The organism is Lentzea sp. NPDC004782 (genome assembly GCF_040609115.1).
Taxonomy (GTDB): domain Bacteria; phylum Actinomycetota; class Actinomycetes; order Mycobacteriales; family Pseudonocardiaceae; genus Lentzea.
Map to the genome: position 1 here is coordinate 58,649 of NZ_JBEXJN010000044.1, position 22,722 is coordinate 81,370.

The following is a 22,722-nucleotide window of genomic DNA, read 5'->3' on the forward strand; positions in this document are numbered from 1 at the left end:
GAGAGTTTCTCGTCCGATCGGAGCCGGAACAATCCGGGGTCAGTTGGTGACGGCGAGTGCGAACGGCAACACCGCGGGCACCCCCTCCTTCCTGAGCATCCGAGCGGCCACGGTCATGGTCCAGCCCGTGTCGACGTGGTCGTCGACCAACAGGACCGGACCGTCCACCCCGGACACGTCCGGTGTCTCGCCGGATCGCACGAGACCGGCCAGGCGCTGGGCGCTGTTGGCCCGGTGCGCCGACTCACCGAGCCACACGGTGCCGAGGAACGGCAGCCTGCCGATCGAGGCGATCCGGTGGCCGAAGCTGCCGACCAGGGTCGGACGCCGGCGGGAACCGACGGTCACCACGCCGACCGGACGCTCGTCCCAGCCCCACGCCGCCAGCACCTTCACGCACGCCGCGAACACGTCCTCGGGGATCTCGCGGTCGGTGCCGTCGGTCAGCAGCTCGCGCAGCCGGGTGCCCCAGCCGATGTCGGTGAGTCGGCCCAGCGCCCTGCCCGTCGCCGCGACCTCCGACGGCGGGATCTTGCCGGACAGGGGCACGCCGATCGCGGCCATGCCGGTCGGCCACATCTTGCGCGGCGCCACGTCCAGCCCAGGCCGCAGCAGGCGTTCGCGGGCAGCGCCGGCCGCGGTCTCCGACACCTCCACCGACAACCGTTCGCCGGTGCAGTTGTCGCAACGACCGCACTCGCGCGCGTGCGGGTCGTCGAGCTGGTCCTGCAGGAACTTCATGCGGCACGACGACGTGCGCAGGTAGTCGATCATCACCTGCTGTTCGGCCCGGCGCGCCTCGGCGATGCGCGCATACCGCTCGCCGTCGTACTCCCACGGCCGCCCGGTCGCTTCCCAGCCACCGCGCACCCGCCGGACCGCGCCGTCGACGTCCAGCACCTTCAGCACGACCTCGAGCCGGCTGCGGGACAGCTCGACCATCGGCTCCAGCGCTGCCGTCGACAGCGGTTTGCCAGAGGAGGACAGCGCCGACAGCACCTGCCGCACCACGACCTCGGCCGGGAAGGCCAGGGACGCGAAGTACGCCCAGATGTCGCGGTCCTCGTGGCCGGGAAGAAGGATCACCTCGGCCCGTTCGACGCCACGGCCCGCCCGCCCGATCTGCTGGTAGTAGGCGATCGGGGAGGACGGCGCGCCGACGTGCACCACGAACCCCAGGTCCGGCTTGTCGAACCCCATGCCCAGCGCGGACGTGGCGACGAGCGCTTTGACCCGGTTGCCGAGCAGGTCCTCCTCGGCGCGTTCGCGTTCGGCGGGCTCCGTCTTGCCCGAGTACGCGGCCACCGGGTAGCCGCGGTCGGACAGGAACGCGGCGATGTCGTCCGCCGCCGCGACCGTGAGCGTGTAGATGATCCCGGAACCGGGCAGCCGGTCGAGCTGCTCCGCGAGCCACCCGAGGCGTGCCTCGGCGGTGGGCAGCAGCGCGACCGAGAGCCGCAGGCTGTCGCGGTCCAACGGCCCTCGCAGGACCAGCGTGCCCTCGTCGGCACCGAGCCCCAGCTGCTCGGTGACGTCGTGGACCACGCGGTCGTTGGCCGTCGCCGTCGTCGCCAGCACCGGCACGCCCGGTGGCAGCTCCGTCAGCAACGTCCGCAACCTGCGGTAGTCCGGCCGGAAGTCGTGGCCCCAGTCCGAGATGCAGTGCGCCTCGTCGACCACGAGCATGCCCGCGGACGCGGTCAGCGAGGGCAGCACCGCGTCCCGGAAATCGGGGTTGTTCAACCGTTCCGGACTCACCAGGAGCACGTCGACGTCGCCGGCCGCGACCTGCTCCTGCACGGCGTCCCACTCGTCGGTGTTCGCCGAGTTGATCGTCACCGCGTGCACACCGGCCCGCGCCGCCGCGTCGACCTGGTTGCGCATCAACGCGAGCAGCGGCGAGACGATGACCGTAGGTCCCTCACCGAGCTGGCGCAGCAACGCCGTGGCGATGAAGTACACGGCCGACTTGCCCCAGCCGGTGCGCTGGACCACGAGAGCTCTGCGGCGCTGCGCCACGAGGGTGTGGATCGCCGTCCACTGGTCCTCGCGCAGCACCGCCTCCGGGCCCGCCAGTGCCCGCAGCCGTTCCTCGGCCAGCTCCCGCAACGCGATGTCGTCCATGGGGAGCAAGCTTGCCAGGCGGGTCTGACAATTGTGATTGTCGCAGGTCGTAAGCTGTCTGGCGTGACTGATGACCTGCGCGACCAGGTGCACGCGGCAGCCCGCCGCGCCCGCGTCGCCGCCGACGAACTCGTCCTCGCCACCCGCGAGCGCAAGGACACCGCGCTGCACGCGATGGCCGCCGCTCTCCGCGAGCGTGCGCCAGAGATCATCGAGGCCAACCAGAAGGACCTCGAAGCGGGCAAGGCAGCCGGTCTCCCGGAGAACATCCTGGATCGCCTCACGCTCACCGAAGCCCGGATCGAAGGCGTCGCCGTCGGGCTGGAAACCGTTGCGGGACAAGCTGACCCGATCGGTGAGGTGCTGCGCGGCGGCATCCTCCCGAACGGGCTGGAGATCAAGCAGGTCCGCGTGCCGATGGGCGTCGTCGGCATGGTCTACGAGGGCCGCCCGAACGTCACGGTCGACGCCGCCGGTCTCGCGCTGAAGTCGGGCAACGCCGCGCTGCTGCGCGGTTCCTCGACCGCCGAGCACTCCAACACCACACTCGTCGCCGTCCTCCGTGATGCACTCGAAAGAGTGAACCTCCCGGCCGACTGCGTGCAGCTGCTGCCGTGCCACGACCGCGCGTCGGTCACCCACCTCATCACCGCGCGCGGCCTGGTGGACCTGGTGATTCCGCGCGGTGGCGCGGGGTTGATCAACGCCGTCGTGGAGCAGGCCACGGTTCCCACGATCGAGACCGGCGTCGGCAACTGCCACGTCTACGTGGACGCGCACGCGGACCTCGACATGGCGGAAGCCATCGTGCTCAACGCCAAGACGCGGCGCACGAGCGTGTGCAACGCCGCGGAATCCCTGCTGGTGCACAAGGATGTCGCAGCCGAGTTCGTCCCGCGCATCACCAAGGCGTTGCAGCAGGAGAACGTGACCATCCACGGCGACGAGCAGTTCGCTGAGCAGGACGGTGTCACAGCGGCGACCGACGACGACTGGGGCACCGAGTACCTCAGCCTCGACATCGCCGCGAAGGTCGTGGATTCGCTGGACGAAGCGGTGAAGCACATCGCGACGTACGGTTCCGGCCACAGCGAGGCGATCGTGACGAACGACGTTGCGGCGGCACGGAGGTTCACGACGCGGGTGGACGCGGCGGCGGTGTTCGTCAACGCCTCCACGGCGTACACGGACGGCGCGGAGTTCGGCATGGGCGCCGAGATCGGCATCTCCACGCAGAAGCTGCACGCCCGCGGTCCGATGGGCCTTTCCGAGCTGACGTCCTCGAAATGGGTCGTCTGGGGCGAAGGCCACACGCGCCCCAAGGCGTAGCCCTACGTTGGGGGACATGGCTCCCACCTACCCGTTCTCCGAAAACGACGGTCTGGCCCTCGATCCGACCTATGAACGTTTACGGCGCGAAGAGCCCGTCACGCGCGTGACGTACCCATACGGCGGCGAGGGCTGGCTCGTCACGTCCTACGAGGAGACGAAGTTCGTCCTGGGCGACCCGAGGTTCAGCCGAGCGCGAACGGTCGGCCAGGACGTGCCGAGGATGCAGCCGCTCATCACGCCGGGTGGATCGATCCTCAACCAGGACGGCGCGGACCACGCGCGCATGCGCCGGTTGGTGTCGAAGGCGTTCACGGTGCGGCGGATCGAGGAGCTGCGGCCGCGCGCTCAGCAGATCACCGACGACCTGCTCGACCGCCTCGACAACCCCGCCGATCTGGTCGAGGGCTTCACCATGCCGTTCCCGATCACGATCATCTGCGAGCTGCTCGGGGTCCCGTTCGAGGACCGCGCCGAGTTCCGCGGGTGGTCGGATCAGGTGATGGCCACGGTCGGCGGCCACACGCCCGAAGAGGCGATGGACGGCATGCGGAAGCTGCACGCCTACTTCACCGCTCTCGTCGCCAAGCGCCGTGAGCACCCCACGGACGATCTGTACAGCGCGCTCGTCGCCGCCCGTGACAACGACGACCGGCTGAGCGAGGAGGAGCTCGTCCGGTTCGGCATGACGTTGTTGGTCGCCGGCCACGAGACGACGGCGAACATGCTTGCCAACAGCGTTGTGACGCTGTTCGAGCACCCGGACGCCATGATGCGCCTGCGCGAGAACCCGGACACGCTCCCCAACGCCGTCGAGGAACTGCTGCGGTTCATTCCGTTGGGCAGCGGCGCGGGCTTCACCCGCATCGCGACCGAGGACGTCCAGGTCGGCGACGTGCTGGTGAAGGAAGGCGAGGCCGTGCTGGTCGTCGTGTCGTCGGCGAACCGCGACGAGTCCGTGTACCCGAAGAGCGACGAGCTGGACCTGGACCGCGAGGTGGGCCAGCACCTGCAGTTCGGGCACGGCATCCACTTCTGCCTCGGCTCGCAGCTCGCCCGGATGGAGCTGCAGGTCGCGCTGGGCACGTTGCTGCGCAGGATGCCCGGTCTGCGGCTCGCCGAACCCGTCGAGTTCCGCAAGGGATCGCTGGTCAGGGGGCCTCTGAGGCTGGTCGTGGCCTGGTGAGGAAAATCTTGGCCGAACCGCGTAATGGGGGAGCGGCGGGTGCGTTCCTCCGTTGCGCGGCTCTGCTTCGGGGTGGGCCGCGCCCCGTACGGCCCGTCCTCCCCCAGGGCCGTCCGGTGTGATCAGCACGACGGGCGCTGGACCATGGGAGCGGTCCGGCGCCCGTCTACGCTGTTTCGATGCGCATCGGCGTCATGGGTGGCACGTTCGACCCCATCCACCACGGTCACCTGGTGGCGGCCAGCGAGGTGCAGGCCAAGTTCGACCTGGACCGCGTGATCTTCGTGCCGACGGGTCAGCCCTGGCAGAAGTCGTCGCGGGAGGTCTCGCCCGCCGAGGACCGCTATCTGATGACGGTCATCGCCACGGCGTCCAACCCCCGGTTCTCGGTCAGCCGGGTGGACATCGACCGCAAGGGCCCCACGTACACCGTGGACACGCTCACGGACCTCAAGAAGCAGTACCCGGACGCCGAGCTGTTCTTCATCACCGGTGCCGACGCGCTGGAGCAGATCCTGTCGTGGAAGCGCGCCGCGGACGCGTTCGAGCTGGCCCACTTCATCGGGGTCACCCGTCCGGGTTACACGCTGAACGACCATCACCTGCCGCCAGGAGCCGTGACGCTCATCGAGGTCCCGGCCATGGCGATCTCGTCCACCGGGTGCCGCGCGAGGACCGCTTCCGGCCAGCCCGTTTGGTATTTGGTCCCAGACGGTGTGGTCCAGTACATCGCCAAAACGGGCTTGTACTCCGAGTCGTGACCACGTTCGAGTGGATTTCGCGTGCATCCGTGGTCCCAGGGAGCAACAATCAGCGGGTTGTTGCTGGTTCGTGGAAGGCAAGACTTTGGCTACAGGCACCGTGAAGTGGTTCAACGCCGAGAAGGGGTTCGGCTTCATCGCCCCCGACGACGGCTCGGCTGACGTCTTCGTGCACTACTCGGAGATCCAGTCCAAGGGGTTCCGCTCGCTCGAGGAGAACCAGAAGGTCGAGTTCGAGGTCGGTCAGGGCCAGAAGGGGCCGCAGGCCCAGCAGGTCCGCCCGCTCTAAGCTTCGGCGCAGGTGAAGGCCACCTCAGGGCGCTGAGGTGGCCTTCGTCATGCTTACGCGCGAAGTAGTCGTTGGCGCTCGCCGGTACCCTCAGTAACTCGTGTGGGCGTATCGACGCTCGCCGGAAGTCAGAGGAGTGACGTGGCAGCCACCGACGAGGCACGACGGCTGGCGCTGGTCGCGGCGAACGCAGCGGCCGACAAGAAGGCGCACGACGTGACGGTGCTCGACGTCTCCGACCAGCTCGTGATCACGGACGTGTTCGTGATCGCGTCCGCTCCCAACGAGCGGCAGGTCGGCGCGATCGTCGACAACATCGAGGAGAAGCTGCGGGAGGCCGGTACCAAGCCGGTGCGCCGCGAGGGTGCCCGTGAGGGCCGTTGGGTGTTGCTGGACTTCGTGGACGTCGTCGTGCACGTGCAGCACACCGAGGAGCGCAGCTTCTACGGCCTGGAGCGGCTGTGGAAGGACTGCCCGCGCATCGAGTTCGAAGCGGACGTCCCCGCCGAGTCCACGGCCGAATGAGGTAGCTGATGGCCCTGAGCCGGCTCGTGCTGTGGCGGCACGGTGAGACCGACTACAACGCGACAGGTCGTCTGCAGGGTCATCTGGACTCGGCGCTCACCGAGACCGGCTTGAACCAGGCCCGCTTCGCCGTCCCGGTGCTCGCAGGGTTCGAACCGGAGATCGTGGTCGCCTCCGATCTGCAACGCGCGCGCGACACGGCCCGAGTTTTCACCTCATCAGCTGATGTTCCGCTGCGGATCGACGAGCGGCTGCGCGAGACCCACCTGGGCAAGTGGCAGGGGCTGACCACCGCCGAGGTGGAGCAGGAGTGGCCCGGCGCGGTCACGGTATGGCGCACTGATCCGACGTACACGCCGCCGGACGGCGAGTCGCGCGTCGAGGTGGCCGAACGGGCCATCCAGGTCGTCCACGAGGTCGACGCGGAGTTCTCCGAGACCGTCATGCTGTGTGCGCACGGTGGCCTGATCAGCGCGTTGACGGGTCGTTTGCTCGACCTGCCGGTGCACACCTGGTCGCAGCTCGGGGGCATCTCGAACTGCCACTGGACCGTGTTCACCCGCCGCAACGACCGGTGGCGGCTGACCTCGTACAACGCGGGCACCACGCGTTGAGACTGCTCGTCCTCGGGGACTCGCTGTCGTTCTTCGGGCCGTCCGGGCCGCTGCCCGCTGATCATCCGCGGCTGTGGCACAACCTGTGCGCCGCGGAGCTCAGTGGTTCGGCGGAGCTCGCGGCCGGGTTCGGGTGGACGGCTCGGGACGCCTGGTGGGCGCTGACCGGGGATCCGCGGATCTGGTCGCTGCTGCCCCGTACCGATGTGCTGGTGTTCGCGGTGGGCAGCATGGACACGTTGCCCTCGCCGTTGCCCACGTACCTGCGCGAGGGGCTGCGTTATGTGCGGCCTGACTGGTTGCGGCGGTGGGTGCGTGCACGCTACGTCGCTGCTCAACCGCTGTTAGCGCCCTACGCGCGTGTGGCGTTGCCTCCTGCGCTGACGGCGCGGTATCTGCGGGACATGCTGCAGTCGGTGCGCAATCTCCAGTACACGATGCCGGCGGTGGGCATCGTGCCGTCGGTGCACCGGGCTCCTACGTACAGCTTCGTGCACAACGGGCACGCGGCTGCGGTTGCGGCGGTGCGGGGCTGGGCCGCACGTGCGGACGTGCCGTTGCTGGACCTGCCTGCCGTGATCGGCGAGCACGTGCGGTCCGGCGCCGGAAATCCGGACGGGATGCACTGGGGCTGGGAAGGTCACGAGCTGGTGGGCAAGGCGATGGCCGCATTGATCTCGTCCGTGGCGTTGAGTCCCTCGGACGAGTGAGCCCCGTAGGCTCGTCGCTCGTGCGCATCTCCATCGTCACCGACTCCACGGCATACCTGCCCGAGGGGTTCGCGAAGCGCCATTCGATCACCGTGGTGCCGCTGCACGTGGCGGTGGACGGTGCCGGACGCCTCGACGGGGTCGACTTCGGCCCGTTCGAACTGGCCGCCGCGCTGGCCGAGCACCGCCGGGTGACCACCTCACGTCCGACGCCGGGTGAGATGGCTGACGTGTACCGGGACGTCCTGTCGTCGTCGGACGCGATCGTGTCGGTGCATCTCTCTCGTGAGCTGTCCGGGACGTGGGAGGCGGCACGGCTGGCGGCTGAGGAGGTCGACCCCTCGTGCATTCGCGTGGTCGACTCGCGGTCGACCGGCATGGGGCTCGGTTTCGCGGTCTTGCGTGCGTGCGCGGCTGTTGCCGACGGACGTTCGCACGCGGCGGTGGAGGAGGCGGCTTCGTCCGCCGCCGCTCAGACCCGGATGTTCTTCTGCCTGGAGACCCTGGAGCACCTGCGGCGCGGCGGGCGGATCGGCACGGCGGCGGCGCTGGTGGGGACCGCGCTGGCCGTGAAGCCGTTGCTGCACATGGACGACGGCCGGATCGTGCCGCTGGAGAAGGTCCGCACGATGAGCCGGGCCGTGGGCCGCCTGGTCGACCTGGCGGCGGCCGCGGCGGGCGACGGCCCGGTCGGCCTGGCCGTGCACCACCTGGCCGCCCCCGAACGAGCCGCTGAACTGGCGACTCGCCTGGACGAACGGCTGCCGGGCTCGACCGGGTGCGTGATCTCCGAGGTGGGCGCGGTGATCGGCGCCCACACGGGCCCGGGCGTGCTGGGCGTGGTGGTGCTGCCGGGAGGACCCGACATCCTCCCACACACCCCCGACAATTCCGGGCTCCCCAACCCCGAGTGATCGCGACCTGTCCACAACCCGCGAGTAATCCACAGCCCCGGAACCAACCCGGTCTCCCCACCCACCCCGCTCCGTAACGTCGCCCCCATGCTCCCCCGCCCCCACCCGGACGACAGCCCGAGCGAACGCCTGGCCGCACTGGCCGCGAAGGTCCGCGCCAACCCGACCCTGGTCTACGCGCGCTCAGAAGACTCCGACGAACACGGCACACCCCGCCGCCGCTTCCACCTGCCCCGCCTCCCGCGCCGCGGCCTCCTGGCCCTGGGCATCGCCGTGGCCTGCACCGTGATCGGCCTGGGCAGCTGGTGGCGCAGCCCCGCCGCCGAGCAGTCCCCGGACGTGGCTCTGGTGAGCACCACGGCCCCGGCGCCGGAACTGGTGGTGGACGTGATCGGCGAGGTCGCCACGCCGGGCCTGGTGACGGTGACCTCAGGCGCCCGAGTGGCCGACGCCGTCCGCCTGGCGGGCGGCCTGAAACCGGGCGCCGACCTCCACGACCTGAACCTGGCCCGCAAACTGACCGACGGCGAACAGATAGCCGTGGGCATCCCACCCCCGTCCGGCCCCGCCGCAACCCAGTCCAAGCTCAACCTGAACTCGGCGACGGTCTCCGAACTGGACGCCCTCCCCGGCGTGGGCCCGGTGACGGCCCAACGCATCGTCGACCACCGCACCCGCAAAGGCCCGTTCACCTCGGTAGACCAACTCCGCGAGGTGGAAGGCATCGGCGACTCGAAACTCGCCAAGCTGGCCGACCTGGTCCACACATGACCCTCGCGACCACAGTGCTGGCCCTCTACCTGCGCACCAAGGTCCAGTTCCGCCACCTGACCAACCCCGCCCCACCCTCAGCCGACCACAACCACCCACCCCACCCGATCACAGTCGCCTTCCCTCTCCACCCACCCGAGGCCCGCCCTCGCACCCGGCGCCGCCGACGCCCCCACCGCCTCCTCACCACCACACTCCGCCGCCTGCTGCCCGCCCGCCCGCTCCCACCCATCCCAGTCCCGCCGCCAACCCCGATCCCGGCTCACCAGCCCACCAAGAACCCGTCGTGCCGCTTGTGCGCGGCAATGCGGACCTAGCCAACAGCCCCACCCCTCCGCCTGTTCCAACCCCGCCACAGCCCCAGCCGCACTACCAATCCCGGTGCCACCGCCGAACTCGGTTCGCACCGCCGAGCCGACATGCCGCTGCCTGCTGGGCACCACCCTCACTCCGACCGCTCATCTCGGCGCCATCACCGACTTTGACCCCGGCGTCGGTCCGGCGACGCGCCAAGAGCAGTCATGCCGCGTGCACGCAGCGACGCCCAGCCAGGTCCGTCTCTCCGCCCACCGAAATCCCATCCCCGGCTCATCCACAGGAGTCCGCAATGCGATCCGTACGCATCACCCGCCGGCCCAACACCCATCCCGCGACTGCCATCCGCCTCCGCCGCCAACCGACCCGCCCGTCCACTCACCCAGGCGAGCGACAGCCGCGCATCGACCTCACCTGGCCTCACCCAGGCCTCCGACCACCACTGATCGGGCCGACCACCGCGCTCCCTCAGCCACGCCAGGGCAGCCCGAGCGCTGACCCCAGGCCTCCCACCCGGCATCGGAGGCCACGGTGGTCCGCAGACATCCGCTGACTCACGACTACCGCCTGGTCCCCGCCGCAACGGCGGTGTGGACGACCTCCGTCACCGGCCTCTTCCTGAACTGGCAGGCAGCAGTCCTCACCGGCCTGGTCGCCGGAGTCATCGGCCTGATCGCCTGGCGCAGAGCCTGGTGGACCAGGACGTGCGCGATAGCGCTCCTGATCTCCGGCCCGGTCGCCTCGGCCTGGATCGGCGGCGCGGTGCTGAGAGCCGAAACCCACCCACTTCGCCTGGCCGCCGACGAAGGCCGCGCCACCACCCTGACCGTCGAACTCACGACCAGACCCCGAGGCATCCGTGCCGCGGGCTTCGGCGGCCACCAGGCCGGCGTCGACCACGTGGTGATCACCGCGAAGGCCGACGGCGCCCACCTCGTCCTGCTGGCTCCGGCTGAGAAGTGGCGAACGCTGTTGCCAGGCCAGAAGGTCACTGCCAAGGGAACGCTGGCGCCTCCGAGAGGCGGCGATCTGTCTTCGGCACTGCTCAGAGTTCGCGGCCCGCCGATCGACCCGCAGTCACCACCGCTCTGGCAACGCTGGGCAGACGACCTCCGCCGTGGTCTGAGAGACGCGAGCGCGGTACTCGACGACGAGGAAGCCGGCCTCCTGCCCGCGCTGGTGGTGGGCGACACGGACCAGATGGCACCGCGCATCGTCGACGAGTTCCGCACCGCCGGGCTGTCCCACCTGCTGGCGGTGAGCGGCGCGAACCTCGCCATCGTGTGCGGCGCGGTCTACCTGCTGGCCAAGCGGCTCAGAGCAGGCCCGCGCACGGCGGCCGCGGCGGCGATGGCGGCGCTCGTGGGGTTCGTGGTTCTGGCAGGCCCGGAGCCGAGCGTCCTCAGGGCCGCGGTGATGGGTGCCGTCACCTTGCTCGCCCTCGTGCTGGGCAGGCGACGGTCCACGTTGCCCAGTCTCGCCACGGCCGTCCTGGTCCTGGTGTTCGTCGACCCGGCACTGGGTGGCGAGCCGGGGTTCGCGCTCTCCGTGGTGGCCACGGCGTCGCTGGTGCTGGTCGCGCCGAAGTGGTCGAAGGCGTTGAAGCAACGCGGCGTGCCGAACGGTCTGGCCGAGGCGGTCGTCGTGCCGACGGCCGCAAGCCTGGCCACGGCTCCACTGGTTGCGGGGCTGTCCGGTCAGGTGAGTCTCGTGGCGATCGTCGCCAACCTGGTGGCCGGACCGGTGGTCGCGCCGGCGACGGTCCTGGGCGTGGTGGCGGCGGCCGTCGCGCCGCTGTACCGGCCGGCGGCCGAGCTGGTCGTGCACGTCGCGGGACCGGCGGTGACCTGGCTGATCCAGGTCGGACGGCAGGCGGCGACCGTGCCCGGTGCCGCGGTCGGCTGGCCGAAGGGCTGGCTCGGAGCGCTCGCGCTTCTGGCGGTCACGGCAGCGGTGGTGTTGTTGCTGCGGCTCAAGAAGACGCGGACGTTGGTCGTCGCGGTGCTGGTCGGCGGATTCGTCGTGCTGGTGCCGATGAAGGTCATCGCACCGACGTGGCCACCCGACGGCTGGAAGGTCGTCATCTGCGACGTCGGTCAGGGCGACGCGTTGGTTCTGGCGACCGACGAGCCGGACCGAGCGGTCGTCGTGGACACCGGGCCCGACCCCGGTGCGGTCGACCGATGCCTGACGACGTTGGGAATCAAGAGGATTCCGCTGCTCGTGCTGACGCATCTGCACGCGGATCACGTGCAGGGCCTGCCTGCGGTGCTCACCGGGCGTGCGGTGGGTGCCATCGCAACCGGCCCGCTCAAGGAGCCCGCATGGGCGTGGAAGGAGGTGAACAAGCAGGCCCGCGGTCACGGCGTGCGGGTCGTGGAACCCAAGGTGGGCGAGCGGTTCGCCTGGCCTGGGCTGGAAGTGGAAGTCCTGGGCCCGAGGCGGCCGCCGACAGCAGACGACACGAACACGACGGTCAACGACTACTCGCTCGTGCTGAAGGCACACACCAGAGCAGGCCGCGTGCTGCTCACCGGTGACGTCGAACTGGCGGGCCAGTCGGCGTTGCTGGGGGAGCGGGATCTCGGGGTCGAGGTGCTCAAGGTGCCGCACCACGGGTCGCGGTACTCGCTGCCCGCGTTCCTCAAAGCCACGCACCCGCGGATCGCGCTGGTGAGCGTGGGCGCCGGCAACCGCTACGGGCACCCCAGCGAGCACGTGCTCGACCTGTTGCGGGCGGGAGGTGCGCTGGTGCTGCGCACGGACAAGGACGGCGACCTGGCGGTCCTGCCGGGAAACCGAACAGTGAGAAGGAGAAGAGAATGGTCTGGATCAGGCTGCACAACGCGCGCTACCCGGTTCCCGGTGGCACGCCTCGGATCGCGTGGGCGATGTGGCAGACGAACTACTCGGCGACGCCGTGGCCGCACGACGAGCTGAAACCCGATTTCGGTTACTACATCTGCGAAACACTCGAAGACGGCACACGCGCCCTCACCTACCGGGCATCGGTCACGCACGTGCTGCCGCCCACCGAGGTCGCCAAGCCTGAGGAGGCGTACGACCTCGTCTCGGAGCACCTGTTCGACGAGGGCCTGCGGATCGCGCCGCACGACTGGCACGACTACCACTACAACGCGCTGAAGGCGGAAGCTCCGTGGCCGCAACGGATCGTGGCGTGGCGCGCGCGAGTGGAGCCGTTCGGACCGCACGTGATGGAAGGCCTGCAACGGTTTCCGCGCTCCGGCTGGACGCAGACGGAGGCGATTTCCCTCTGAGGCACGTGAGTCCGGGGACGCGTGCGCGTCCCCGGACCCCGGAAGGAGGTGACTAGCCCAGCGCCTTGATGACGGCCTCGGCCGACGGCGGCACCGTCGCGCGCGGGCCGATCGTGTCGCCGAGCGCGTCGAGGGTCTTGAGGCCGTCACCGGTGATCAGCAGCACGGTCTCGCCGTCCGGGTCGAGCTGGCCCGACTCGATCAGCTTCTTCGCCGTCGCCACGGTCACGCCGCCGGCGGTCTCGGCGAAGATGCCCTCGGTGCGGGCGAGGAGCTTGATGCCCTCGACGACCTCTTCGTCGGTCACGTCCTCGATGGCGCCGTTGGTGCGGCGGACCGCGTCGAGCACGTAGGGGCCGTCGGCCGGGGCGCCGATCGCCAGTGAACGGGCGATGGTGTCCGGACGGACCGGGCGGATGACGTCGTGGCCTTCCTTGTACGCGGCGGACACCGGTGAGCAGCCGGTGGCCTGGGCGCCGAACACCCGGTACGGGGTGGCCTCGACCAGGTCGAGCTGGCCGAGCTCGCGGAACGCCTTGTCCACCTTGGTGAGCTGCGAGCCGGACGCGATCGGCACCACGATCTGGTCGGGCAGGCGCCAGCCGAGCTGCTCGGCGACCTCGTAGCCGAGGGTCTTCGAGCCCTCCGCGTAGTACGGGCGGACGTTGACGTTCACGAACGCCCAGTCCTCGTGCTCCGCTGCGAGTTCCTGGGCCAGGCGGTTCACGTCGTCGTAGTTGCCGTCGACGGCGATCAGGGCGCCCTCGTAGACGGCGCTCATCAGGATCTTGGCGCGCTCGAGGGAGGAGGGCACGAGAACCACCGACTGCCAGCCCGCGCGGGCGGCGGCCGCGGCGACCGCGTTGGCCAGGTTGCCGGTGGACGGGCAGGCCAGCACCTTGAAGCCGAGCTCGCGGGCCGCGGCGAGCGCGACGCCGACCACGCGGTCCTTGAAGGAGTGGGTGGGGTTGCCGGTGTCGTCCTTCACCCAGACCTTGCGGACACCGAGGGCCTTGGCGAGGTTGTGCGCCTCGACCAGGCGGGTGCCGCCGGGTTCGGTGTTCGGGTGCTGTTCCACAGTGGACGGAACGGGGAGAAGGCCGCGGTAGCGCCAGATCGACCGGGGGCCGGCTTCGATGTCCTCGCGCCGGATCCTGCCGAAGTCGTAGGCCACTTCCAGCGGCCCGAAACACTCCAGACAAGCGTACTCAGGAGCGAGAGGAGTCTCATTACCGCACTCACGGCACAGCAGTGCACGGGCGGGGCCGAGGTCGAAGGTCGTGCTCGTGGGCACAGTGACAGCAGTCATCGCGAGGTATCTCCTCATCTTTCCCGCGAAATCGAACGGGTCGGAATTGGCACCGTGATCGTCTGCGCGCAGTTCTGCACGCGGCGCTGACGCCGGTTGCCGGGGCTTCTTCGGGCCGGTCCCTCTGCCCCTCTGGATGAGCGGTGTTCAGTTGTGGCCACCAAGCTACGGCACCGGTCCGTTGCTCAGCCACAAACGTCCACGATCCGGGACGTGGGAGGATGCGGAGCGTGAGCGCACCGGAGTCACTGCACCTCGTCGTCGGCGAGGAGGAGTTGCTGGTCGAACGTGCTGTTCGGGCGGCTCTCGAAGCCGCACGCAAGGCCGATCCGAACGCCGACCTGACCCGCGTGCAGGTGACTGATCTCACCCCTCCCGAGCTGGCCGAGCTGGTGAGCCCGTCGTTGTTCGCGGAGGGCCGCGTGATCGTCCTGCAGAACGCGCAGGACATCAGCAAGGAGATCGCCGACACGGTGCTCTCCTACGTCAAGGCGCCCGCGGACGGGGTCACGCTCGTCGTCGTGCACACGGGTGGTGGTCGCAGCAAGGCGGCCAAGGACCTGCCCGGACAACTGAAGAAGGCCGGTGCCGCGGTCACCGAGTGCGCCAAGGTCACCAAGCCCGGTGATCGGGAAGCGTTCGTGCGCAACGAGGTGCGGCAGGCCGGCGGCAAGATCGACCCCGAGGCCGTCGCCACGCTCATCGACGCCGTGGGCACGAACCTGCGCGAGCTGGCCGCGGCGGCGTCGCAGCTCGTGTCCGACACCGACGGCAAGGTGACGGTCGACGAGATCCGCCGCTACCACCAGGGCAAGGCCGAGGTGACCGGGTTCGCGGTCGCCGAGAAGGCCGTGACCGGTGACCGGGCGGGCGCGATGGAGGCGTTGCGCTGGGCGATGCAACTGGGAGTGCCGCACGTGCTGGTCGCCGACGCCCTGGCGGACGCGGTCCGCACGGTCGCGCGCGTCTCCGCGGTGGGCAGGGCCGACCCGTTCAGCCTGGCCGGCCCGCTCGGCATGCCGCCGTGGAAGATCAAGAAGGCGCAGGCCCAGGCCCGCGGCTGGGACCAGTCGGGTCTCGCCGACGCGATGCAGGTCGTCGCGGGGCTCAACGCCGACGTGAAGGGCGTGGCGGCCGACGCCGACTACGCGCTGGAGCGGGCGGTCCTGAAGATCGTCGCTGCGCACGGCCGCCGCTAGTGGGCGGGCATCAGCGCACCGGACAATGAGAAAGGGCCCGCTCGACGAGCGAGCGAGCCCTTTCCCGAGGCTTGAGCCTTACGGAATCAGCCCTCGAGCTGGTTCGCGCGCAGCGCCATCGCCGACTTCTTGTTGGCGGCCTGGTTCGGGTGGATGACACCCTTGGTGGCGGCCTTGTCGAGCTTGCGGGACGCGTCCTGCAGCAGCTCCAGGGCCTTCGCCTTGTCACCGGCCTCGGCAGCCTCGCGGAACTTGCGGATGGCCGTCTTGAGGGACGACTTGACCGACTTGTTGCGCAGGCGCGCCTTCTCGTTGGTCTTGATCCGCTTGAGCTGGGACTTGATGTTCGCCATGCGACATCACCCTTCTGTGTCGAAACCGGAGTTCGTGACGCGCTTGGTCGGCACCAGCGGAAGCTGGCTCTCCTCCACGGCGGAGTGCCGCGCGTTCACGACGACGAAGGATATCAGGCCTGTTCAGCGCACCGTGAACGCGGCCTTCTCCGCGCCCATCGCCGCCTCGCGCCTGCCGTCGCCGTCCACGTCGCCGACGGTCAGCGGCAGCTGCGAGAGCTGGAACGGCACCTCGACCTGCGTCGACCGGTTGCCGCACGTAGACCGGCACCACGACGACGCCCGCAGACCCACCGGTGTTCGTCACCGTGAACTTCACCACGGCGTGCCCGAATGCGTAGAGCGGGTCGTACCTGGCGGCCGCCGACGTGTTCGCACCCCGGCCACCCACGCCTGTTGTTCCGAAGTCCACGCCGGGTTCTCCGCGCCGGCAGCACCACGTCCTGCAACTGCCGGATCGGAATCCGGCGGCGGTGGTAGCCGTGCTGTGTCATCCACTTTGGACTGCTGTCCGCGCACGCCTTCGAAGCGGACACGCCGTCCGTCCCATAGCTGATCGGGATCTTCAACGTGTTGTGCTCCAACGCAGAGCGCTGGATCGCGCTGTCATCCCGGCCCAGGGAGGCGCAAGCGTCCAGACCGGCGCGCCTGCGGGAAGAAGACAAGACTCCTCCACGTTCCCGCGCGCCCGCCGGGCACGGTCGCGTGGAGGAGCCAGCCGAGAACACCCCGAGCGGAGGACCTCTGTCAGAGCCGCTTCATGCTGGTAAACGGCCTGTTCAACCACCCAGCAGGCTGCGCGTCAGCGCCTGTTTCTCATCGAGCAGATCGGTCAGCGCCGCCGAGATCGCCGCCTCGTCCAGCCGGACGCGGGCGGCATCGGGCTGGTCGTCGAGCGCTCGCAACGTCGCCCGCCGCACGAGCTCCTTCACGAACGACGCCGTCACGCCGTCGCTGGCGGCCACGAGCGCCGAGGCATCCGGCAGGTCGAGCTCCGTGCCCGCCGCGTAGAGCCGCAGCAGCCGCTCGCGGCCGTCAGCGTCCGGCAGAGGCACCTGCATCGCGAGGTCGATGCGGCCGGGCCGTTCGGACAGCGCCTTCTCCATGACGTCCACACGATTCGTGGTGAGCACGAACGTGACGTCTGCCTCGGATCCGATGCCGTCCATCTCGTTCAGCAGCTCGAACAGCACGGGGTTGCCCCCAACGGTGTGTGCGCGGTCCTGCGCGATCAGGTCGACGTCCTCCACCACGATCATCGACGGCGCGAGCCGCCGCGCGAGAGAGGTGGCGGCGCTCAGGTACCGGATCATCGCGACACCGCTCAGCACGATCACCGTCGACGACTCGAGGCGCCCCATCAGGTACCGGACGGTGTGCGTCTTGCCGGTGCCGGGCGGCCCGTACAGGAGCAGCCCTCGCTTCAGATGTTGCCCATGCGCGCGCAACCGTTCACTTTGCGACGCCGTGCGCACGATGTGGCGCTCGATCGCGTCCAGCACGCCGTCTGGCAGCACCACGTCCTCCGGCCGTAGTGACGGCCTCGGCAGAAACGTGAGCAGCTGGTTCCCCCTGTGCTCACTGACCCCGAACGCCATCACCTGGCCGCGGAACAGGTCGTGCTCGCGCATGTGCTGTTCGATCGCCTCCCGTACGGCGGCGGAGGCCTCCCTGGACGCCGCGAGCACCTGGAGGGTGCAGCGGTAGTCCCCGCGCTCCTCGTGCGGACCCTGCACGGCGACGACGACCGGGCTGCCGTCGGGCGCGACCGTGGCGACCAGACCCAGCTGCACCGCGTCGATCGCGGTGTCCGGGCCGGTCGCCACGGTCAGGTAGTCCACCGCACCCAGCTCGAAGCGGACGTGCTGTTGCGGGCCCAGCATGTCCGTGACGGACATGCGCATCTTGTTTCCGCTGATGCCGTGCCACTCGGCCCCTGGCGAACGTTCGGCGACGTAGGCCTCGATGCCGCGGTGCAGGTTCGCGTGCTCCCAGCCCTCGAACTTCGCGGTCACGGTCGGTATCTGCGTCATCGGGCACCCGAGGTGCTCCGTGACCATCCGGACGAGCGTCGACTCCGCGTCCTCGGAGACCAGGGTCCTGGCCTCGTCGAGCAACCCCCGCAGAGCCGACGCGAGCGCCCGTGCGTCTGACAGTCGAAGATCCACCTGCTCCAACGTACTCACTGATCAGGCGGTTCGTCCGGCGTTTGGTTCTTCGGCGGCCTGCCCCGGCGGGGCATCTTCTTCGCCTCGCCGGGCAACCGGCCCGCCTCCGCCAGCGCACGCCGCAGCAGGAACTCGATCTGCGCGTTGGTGCTGCGCAGCTCGTCGTTCGCCCACCTGCTCAACGCGTCGTGCACGGCCGGATCGAGCCTGAGCAGAACGCTCTTGCGCTCCGCCATCAGGTGTAGAGCGAACCGGTGTTCACCACGGGCTGAGTGGAGCGGTCACCGCAGAGGACGACGAGCAGGTTGGAGACCATCGCCGCCTTGCGTTCCTCATCGAGCTCGACGACGTCCTGCTCGGCCAGCCGCTGCAGCGCGAGCTCGACCATGCCGACGGCGCCCTCGACGATCCGGGTGCGGGCCGCGACGACGGCGGAAGCCTGCTGCCGCTGCAACATGGCCTGCGCGATCTCCGGCGCGTACGCGAGGTGCGTGAGCCGCGACTCGATCACCTTCACGCCCGCGGACTGCACGCGTGCCGAGATCTCGATCGCCAGCGTCTCGGTGATCTCGTCGGCGTTCTCCCGCAACGACAGGCCGGCTTCCTCGTGGCTGTCGTACGGGTAGCTCGTCGCGATGTGTCGTACCGCGGTCTCGGTCTGGATGCCCACGAACCGCACGAAGTCGTCCACTTCGAACCGTGCGCGCGCAGTGTCTTCCACTTGCCACACGACCACCGCGGCGATCTCGATCGGGTTGCCGTCGGCGTCGTTGACCTTCAACGGTTGCGTCTCGTGGTTGCGGATCCGCGTCGAGATCTTCTCCCGCGTGGTGAACGGGTTCGCCCACCGCAGACCGTCCGTGCGCACCGTGCCCACGTAACGGCCGAGGAACTGCAGCACGCGCGCTTCACCGGGTGCGACGGTGAACAGCCCCTTCATGATCAGGGAGGCGGCGAAGAGCACCAGAATCCCAGTGATGAGAACCCCCGCGGACGGGTCTGTGCCCGCGTCGGCCGCGTCCACGATCCCTCGCACGAGCACCCAAGCACCCACCGCGTACACCACCAGTCCTGCGAAGAACATCGGGAGACCGGGCAGCTCGCGTGCGTGCCTCTCACGCACAGCGGGCGCCGGCATGTGCACCGTCGTGTCGACCATCTGACTACCCCCTATCGAAGTACTAGCTAAGTGATATCACTTTTCCGGCATGATCGCCAGCTAGGCTGATCCGCATGAGGGCGAAGAAGCAGCGCGTGGCCGCGTACGGGGTGTGCATCAACGACAAGGACGAGATCCTGCTCGCGCGCTGGCTCGGCCCGAACGGCAAGCGGTGGATCCTCCCCGGCGGCGGCATCGACCACGGCGAGCACCCGTACGACGCGGTCATCCGCGAGTTCGAGGAGGAGACCGGCTACGACGTCGAGGTCCTGCGCCTGCTCGGCATCGACTCGGAGTTCCGCGAGGAGTCCCGCCGCGACTACCACGCGTTGAGGATCATGTACGAGGTCCGCGTCGTCGGTGGAGCTTTACGCAACGAGGTGGGCGGCACGACGGACCTCGCCCAGTGGTTCCCGATCGCAGACATCGGACAACTTGACCGCGTGCCTTCGCTGGATACGGCTCTTGGCTTGTACCGAACTACCCCACCTGCCGGAATATTGCGGTAACTTACGACTACCGCCGCCGACGACCATCACTGGAGTTGGCGAATGATCCGATCACTGGCCGCAGTCGGCGCGGTCGCCCTGCTGTCATCCTTCGTCCACATCCCCGCGTACGCGGCTGTCGTCGGCGTTTCGAGCGTGTCCTCCCTGCAGGCCGCGATCGACTCCGCCCGGCCAGGTCAGCGCCTCGTGCTCGCCGACGGCGTGCACGCGGCCGACCAGCCCGTCAAGATCACGAAGTCCGGCATCACCGTCGCCGCGCAGACCGTCGGCGGCACGGTGTTCACCAGCGGTGGCTTCCAGCTCGGCGCCGTGAAGAACGTGACCATCGAGGGTTTCGTCTTCGACGGCACCAGCAAGCTGGACGTGCCGGTCGAGGCACAGGCCACCCGCATCACCCGCAACACCTACAACGGCAACAAGGACGGCGCTTCCCTCAGCGTGAGCGCCGACGACGTGCAGGTCGACCACAACACCTTCTCGAACCGCACCAGCGAGGGCGTGTACCTGCAGATCACCGGGCCCGGCGACGACATCGCCAAGCGGACCTGGGTCCACCACAACTACTTCTACAACCACCAGTTCAAGGGCGCGAACGGCGGTGAGTCGATCCGGCTCGGCTACAGCCACAAGCAGTCGAAGTCGGCGAACGCGATCGTCGAGTACAACCTGTTCGAGAAGGCGGACGGCGACTCCGAGGCCATCTCGGTCAAGTCGTCGGACAACACGATCCGGTACAACACGATCCGCGACAGCCGGGGTTACATCGTCCTGCGCCACGGCAACCGCAGCACCGTCGAGGGCAACCTGCTGTTCGGCAGCGGCATCCGGTTCCACGGCAACGACCACAAGATCTACAACAACTACGTGGAGAACACCGGCGACCGCGCGATGGTGTTCGGGTCGGGCAGCGAGGCGGACAGCGGGCCGACCTCCAAGGGCCACGACCGGCCGGACCGCGTGACGGTCGCGTTCAACACGCTCATCGGCACCGGTGCGGTGGTGGACAGCGACGGCGGCAACTTCAACCCGAAGGACTGCGTGCTCGCGAACAACATCATCAAGGGCTCGTCCGGTGGTGTCGTCTCCATGCGCAGCGGCTCGACGGTGAAGTACGAGGGCAACGTCATCTGGGGCGGGACCGGCGGCAGCATGCCGGCGTCGGGCTACAAGTCCGTCGACCCGAAGCTCGTGAAGGACGCCAACGGACTGTTCCGGCTCACCTCCAGCAGCCCGGCCATCGACGCGTCGGTGGGCACCTACTCCTACGTGACGCGTGACTTCGATCCGCAGGAACGCTCCGGCAAGCCGGACGTCGGCGCCGACGAGTACAGCACGTCCGCGATCCGCAAGGCGCTCACGAAAGCCGACGTGGGACCCACCGCGCCGTGATCTGCCCCTGAGGGCATACATCGGATTCATCCCTGCTGGACGGGGCAAGCGGCCTCGGCCGAACTGCCCCGTCCGCAGGAACTCCGCAGTACTTTCGGTCCACCGCTGCCGTCGGGCCACCATAGGAGTTGGCGAATGATCCGATCACTTGCCGCAGTGGGTGCGGCCGCCCTGCTGTCGTCCTTCGTCCAGGCGCCCGCGCACGCGGCGGTCGTCAGCGTGCGGGACGTGTCCACTCTGCAGGCCGCGATCAACTCGGCCAGACCAGGTCAGCGCATCGTGTTGGCGAACGGTGTGCACCGCGCCGACAAGCCGATCAAGATCACGAAGTCGAACATCACCATCGCCGCCGAGCGCACCGGCCGCGCGATCTTCAACGCCGGCGGGTTCCAGTTCGGCGCGGTGCGCGGCGTGACGCTCGAAGGCTTCGTCTTCACCGGCGCGAGCTCCCTCACCGTGCCGGCCGGGGCCGAGGCGACCCGCATCACCCGCACCACGTTCGACGGCGACAGGGACGGCGCCTCTCTCACAGTCAGCGCCAACGACGTCCAGGTCGACCACAACACGTTCTCGAACCGCGCCAACCAGGGCGTGTACCTGCAGATCACCGGGCCTGACGGTGCGATCGCCCAGCGCACCTGGGTCCATCACAACTACTTCTACAACCACCACTACGACGGCACGAACGGCGGCGAGTCGATCCGGGTCGGCTACAGCTACAAGCAACAGCTCTCGGCGTACGCGGTCATCGAGAACAACCTGTTCGAGAAGGCCAACGGCGATCCCGAGGCCATCTCGGTCAAGTCGTCGGACAACACGATCCGGTACAACACCATCCGCGACAGCAAGGGCTACATCGTCCTGCGGCACGGCAACCGCAGCACGGTCGAGGGCAACCTGCTCTTCAACAGCGGCATCCGGTTCCACGGCAACGACCACAAGGTCTTCAACAACTACGTGGAGAACACCGGCGACCGCGCGATCGTGTTCGGCAGGGGCTCCGAGACCGACAGCGGGCCCACCTCGAAGTTGCACGACCGCCCTGACCGCGTGGCGGTCACGTTCAACACCCTGATCGGAACGGGCGCGGTGGTCGACAACGACACCGACACCTATGCGCCCAAGGACTGCGTCTTCGCGAACAACATCATCAAGGGGTCGTCGTCGAAGTTCATCGACATGATGGCCGGCGCGACGGTGACGTACGAGGGCAACATCATCTGGGGCGGCACCGCAGGCATCTCGTCCGGTTACCGCTCCGTGGACCCGGAGCTGGTGCGTGACGCCAACGGTCTGCTGCGTCTCTCGTCCAGCAGTCCGGCGATCGAGAGCTCCGCGGGTACCTACTCCTACGTGACCCGCGACTTCGACCCGCAGTCCCGCGTCGGCAAGCCGGATGTGGGGGCGGACGAGTACAGCTCGTCGGCTGTCCGGAAGGCGCTGACGGCGGCGGATGTCGGGGTCTCGGCACCCTGACGCGGGCATTTGTCCTGGTGACCGCGCGTTCGGCGGCCACCAGGACCCCCCGATTTGGAGATCGAAACAGGCCCGTGTAATGTTCTCTCTGCCAGCGCGGAACGGGCCGGAAATCAAAACCGGAACGAGCGGGGCACAAGCCGGAGAGAGAAAGCCTCCTAGAGGCCAATTTGACACCGGCGAGGAACACCAAATAAGCTTTAGCAGCACAAGCCCCGAGAGAAACTCTCCGGAAACGGAGAATGGAACCGGTGAGCGCGTGTTCTTTGAGAACTCAACAGCGTGCCGAAACACAGCCAGTAATATGAATACCCCTCGTCGGGGTATTCCTTTGAGTAAGTTAG

Annotated in this window: 22 protein-coding genes and 1 riboswitch; of the genes, 15 read left to right on the forward strand and 7 right to left on the reverse strand. The window is 68.9% G+C overall.

The annotated features are described in order from the left end of the window. Positions 1–39: 39 nt before the first annotated feature. Positions 40–2,124, reverse strand: a complete 2,085-nt coding sequence (locus tag ABZV40_RS33095) for a RecQ family ATP-dependent DNA helicase (RefSeq protein WP_355450474.1) — start codon at positions 2,122–2,124, stop codon at positions 40–42. Positions 2,125–2,187: 63 nt separating this feature from the next. Here ABZV40_RS33095 and ABZV40_RS33100 point away from each other — a divergent pair, with 63 nt between their 5' ends. From ABZV40_RS33100 to ABZV40_RS33150, 11 genes are all read left to right on the forward strand, one after another. After that, positions 2,188–3,453, forward strand: a complete 1,266-nt coding sequence (locus tag ABZV40_RS33100) for a glutamate-5-semialdehyde dehydrogenase (RefSeq protein ID WP_355450477.1) — start codon at positions 2,188–2,190, stop codon at positions 3,451–3,453. Positions 3,454–3,469: 16 nt separating this feature from the next. Further along, positions 3,470–4,639, forward strand: coding sequence for a cytochrome P450 (locus ABZV40_RS33105; protein WP_355450480.1), 1,170 nt, complete (start codon positions 3,470–3,472; stop codon positions 4,637–4,639). 179 nt (positions 4,640–4,818) lie between these two features. Then, positions 4,819–5,400 carry a nicotinate-nucleotide adenylyltransferase gene (gene nadD / locus ABZV40_RS33110; protein ID WP_355450483.1) on the forward strand — a complete coding sequence of 194 codons (582 nt, stop codon included), beginning with the start codon at positions 4,819–4,821 and terminating at the stop codon, positions 5,398–5,400. A gap of 85 nt (positions 5,401–5,485) precedes the next feature. Then, complete coding sequence (locus tag ABZV40_RS33115) at positions 5,486–5,689, forward strand: cold-shock protein (RefSeq protein ID WP_030468099.1); 204 nt, start codon at positions 5,486–5,488, stop codon at positions 5,687–5,689. Between the two features lie 141 nt (positions 5,690–5,830). Then, on the forward strand, positions 5,831–6,214 hold the full coding sequence (gene rsfS, locus ABZV40_RS33120) for a ribosome silencing factor (protein ID WP_109642793.1): 384 nt from the start codon (positions 5,831–5,833) through the stop codon (positions 6,212–6,214). Positions 6,215–6,222: 8 nt separating this feature from the next. Beyond that, positions 6,223–6,828, forward strand: coding sequence for a histidine phosphatase family protein (locus ABZV40_RS33125; RefSeq protein WP_355450487.1), 606 nt, complete (start codon positions 6,223–6,225; stop codon positions 6,826–6,828). Continuing rightward, positions 6,825–7,538, forward strand: a complete 714-nt coding sequence (gene octT / locus ABZV40_RS33130; RefSeq protein ID WP_355450490.1) for a diglucosylglycerate octanoyltransferase — start codon at positions 6,825–6,827, stop codon at positions 7,536–7,538. The genes ABZV40_RS33125 and octT overlap by 4 nt, the downstream gene beginning before the upstream one ends. 20 nt (positions 7,539–7,558) lie before the next feature. After that, positions 7,559–8,452, forward strand: a complete 894-nt coding sequence (locus ABZV40_RS33135) for a DegV family protein (RefSeq protein ID WP_355450493.1) — start codon at positions 7,559–7,561, stop codon at positions 8,450–8,452. An 87-nt stretch (positions 8,453–8,539) separates the two neighbouring features. Beyond that, positions 8,540–9,223 (forward strand): ComEA family DNA-binding protein, encoded by a 684-nt coding sequence (locus ABZV40_RS33140; RefSeq protein WP_355450496.1) that lies wholly within the window; start codon positions 8,540–8,542, stop codon positions 9,221–9,223. Positions 9,224–10,069: 846 nt separating this feature from the next. Beyond that, positions 10,070–12,478 (forward strand): ComEC/Rec2 family competence protein, encoded by a 2,409-nt coding sequence (locus ABZV40_RS33145; protein ID WP_355450499.1) that lies wholly within the window; start codon positions 10,070–10,072, stop codon positions 12,476–12,478. After that, entirely contained in the window at positions 12,361–12,816 is a 456-nt protein-coding gene (locus tag ABZV40_RS33150; protein ID WP_355450502.1) for a hypothetical protein, read from the forward strand. The genes ABZV40_RS33145 and ABZV40_RS33150 overlap by 118 nt, the downstream gene beginning before the upstream one ends. A gap of 52 nt (positions 12,817–12,868) precedes the next feature. On the opposite strand, the gene thrC is transcribed toward ABZV40_RS33150, so the two are convergent. Further along, complete coding sequence (gene thrC / locus ABZV40_RS33155; protein ID WP_355450505.1) at positions 12,869–14,125, reverse strand: threonine synthase; 1,257 nt, start codon at positions 14,123–14,125, stop codon at positions 12,869–12,871. 11 nt (positions 14,126–14,136) lie between these two features. Continuing rightward, positions 14,137–14,268, reverse strand: a riboswitch (SAM riboswitch). A gap of 78 nt (positions 14,269–14,346) precedes the next feature. Here thrC and holA point away from each other — a divergent pair. After that, complete coding sequence (gene holA / locus ABZV40_RS33160; RefSeq protein ID WP_355450508.1) at positions 14,347–15,324, forward strand: DNA polymerase III subunit delta; 978 nt, start codon at positions 14,347–14,349, stop codon at positions 15,322–15,324. 86 nt (positions 15,325–15,410) lie between these two features. Here holA and rpsT read toward each other — a convergent pair whose 3' ends face one another. The 5 genes from rpsT to ABZV40_RS33185 form a co-directional block, all read right to left on the reverse strand. Then, a complete protein-coding gene (gene rpsT / locus ABZV40_RS33165) occupies positions 15,411–15,677 on the reverse strand; it encodes a 30S ribosomal protein S20 (protein ID WP_109642775.1) in 267 nt (88 codons plus the stop codon). Between the two features lie 123 nt (positions 15,678–15,800). Then, positions 15,801–15,971, reverse strand: a complete 171-nt coding sequence (locus tag ABZV40_RS33170; protein WP_355450511.1) for a hypothetical protein — start codon at positions 15,969–15,971, stop codon at positions 15,801–15,803. Between the two features lie 485 nt (positions 15,972–16,456). After that, entirely contained in the window at positions 16,457–17,845 is a 1,389-nt protein-coding gene (locus ABZV40_RS33175) for an AAA family ATPase (RefSeq protein ID WP_355450514.1), read from the reverse strand. A gap of 14 nt (positions 17,846–17,859) precedes the next feature. After that, entirely contained in the window at positions 17,860–18,081 is a 222-nt protein-coding gene (locus ABZV40_RS33180; protein WP_355450517.1) for a hypothetical protein, read from the reverse strand. Next, the gene (locus ABZV40_RS33185; RefSeq protein ID WP_355450520.1) at positions 18,081–19,004 is read right to left on the reverse strand and encodes an SPFH domain-containing protein; all 924 of its coding nucleotides are present in this window, start codon (positions 19,002–19,004) and stop codon (positions 18,081–18,083) included. The genes ABZV40_RS33180 and ABZV40_RS33185 overlap by 1 nt, the downstream gene beginning before the upstream one ends. A gap of 74 nt (positions 19,005–19,078) precedes the next feature. Between ABZV40_RS33185 and ABZV40_RS33190 the strand changes: the two genes are divergently transcribed. From ABZV40_RS33190 to ABZV40_RS33200, 3 genes are all read left to right on the forward strand, one after another. Beyond that, entirely contained in the window at positions 19,079–19,513 is a 435-nt protein-coding gene (locus tag ABZV40_RS33190; protein ID WP_355450523.1) for an NUDIX hydrolase, read from the forward strand. Between the two features lie 42 nt (positions 19,514–19,555). After that, entirely contained in the window at positions 19,556–20,902 is a 1,347-nt protein-coding gene (locus tag ABZV40_RS33195; RefSeq protein WP_355450526.1) for a polysaccharide lyase 6 family protein, read from the forward strand. Positions 20,903–21,037: 135 nt separating this feature from the next. Beyond that, entirely contained in the window at positions 21,038–22,378 is a 1,341-nt protein-coding gene (locus ABZV40_RS33200; protein ID WP_355450529.1) for a polysaccharide lyase 6 family protein, read from the forward strand. Positions 22,379–22,722 lie beyond the last annotated feature (344 nt).

Coding starts and splice junctions, on each gene's coding strand:
- ABZV40_RS33125 (WP_355450487.1), top strand. CDS start 6,223: ATGGCCCTGAGCCGGCTCGTGCTGTGGCGGCACGGTGAGACCGACTAC.
- ABZV40_RS33200 (WP_355450529.1), top strand. CDS start 21,038: ATGATCCGATCACTTGCCGCAGTGGGTGCGGCCGCCCTGCTGTCGTCC.
- ABZV40_RS33190 (WP_355450523.1), top strand. CDS start 19,079: ATGAGGGCGAAGAAGCAGCGCGTGGCCGCGTACGGGGTGTGCATCAAC.
- ABZV40_RS33185 (WP_355450520.1), bottom strand. CDS start 19,004: ATGGTCGACACGACGGTGCACATGCCGGCGCCCGCTGTGCGTGAGAGG.
- holA (WP_355450508.1), top strand. CDS start 14,347: ATGCGGAGCGTGAGCGCACCGGAGTCACTGCACCTCGTCGTCGGCGAG.
- ABZV40_RS33105 (WP_355450480.1), top strand. CDS start 3,470: ATGGCTCCCACCTACCCGTTCTCCGAAAACGACGGTCTGGCCCTCGAT.
- ABZV40_RS33150 (WP_355450502.1), top strand. CDS start 12,361: ATGGTCTGGATCAGGCTGCACAACGCGCGCTACCCGGTTCCCGGTGGC.
- thrC (WP_355450505.1), bottom strand. CDS start 14,125: ATGACTGCTGTCACTGTGCCCACGAGCACGACCTTCGACCTCGGCCCC.
- ABZV40_RS33180 (WP_355450517.1), bottom strand. CDS start 18,081: ATGGCGGAGCGCAAGAGCGTTCTGCTCAGGCTCGATCCGGCCGTGCAC.
- ABZV40_RS33095 (WP_355450474.1), bottom strand. CDS start 2,124: ATGGACGACATCGCGTTGCGGGAGCTGGCCGAGGAACGGCTGCGGGCA.
- ABZV40_RS33140 (WP_355450496.1), top strand. CDS start 8,540: ATGCTCCCCCGCCCCCACCCGGACGACAGCCCGAGCGAACGCCTGGCC.
- rpsT (WP_109642775.1), bottom strand. CDS start 15,677: ATGGCGAACATCAAGTCCCAGCTCAAGCGGATCAAGACCAACGAGAAG.
- ABZV40_RS33195 (WP_355450526.1), top strand. CDS start 19,556: ATGATCCGATCACTGGCCGCAGTCGGCGCGGTCGCCCTGCTGTCATCC.
- nadD (WP_355450483.1), top strand. CDS start 4,819: ATGCGCATCGGCGTCATGGGTGGCACGTTCGACCCCATCCACCACGGT.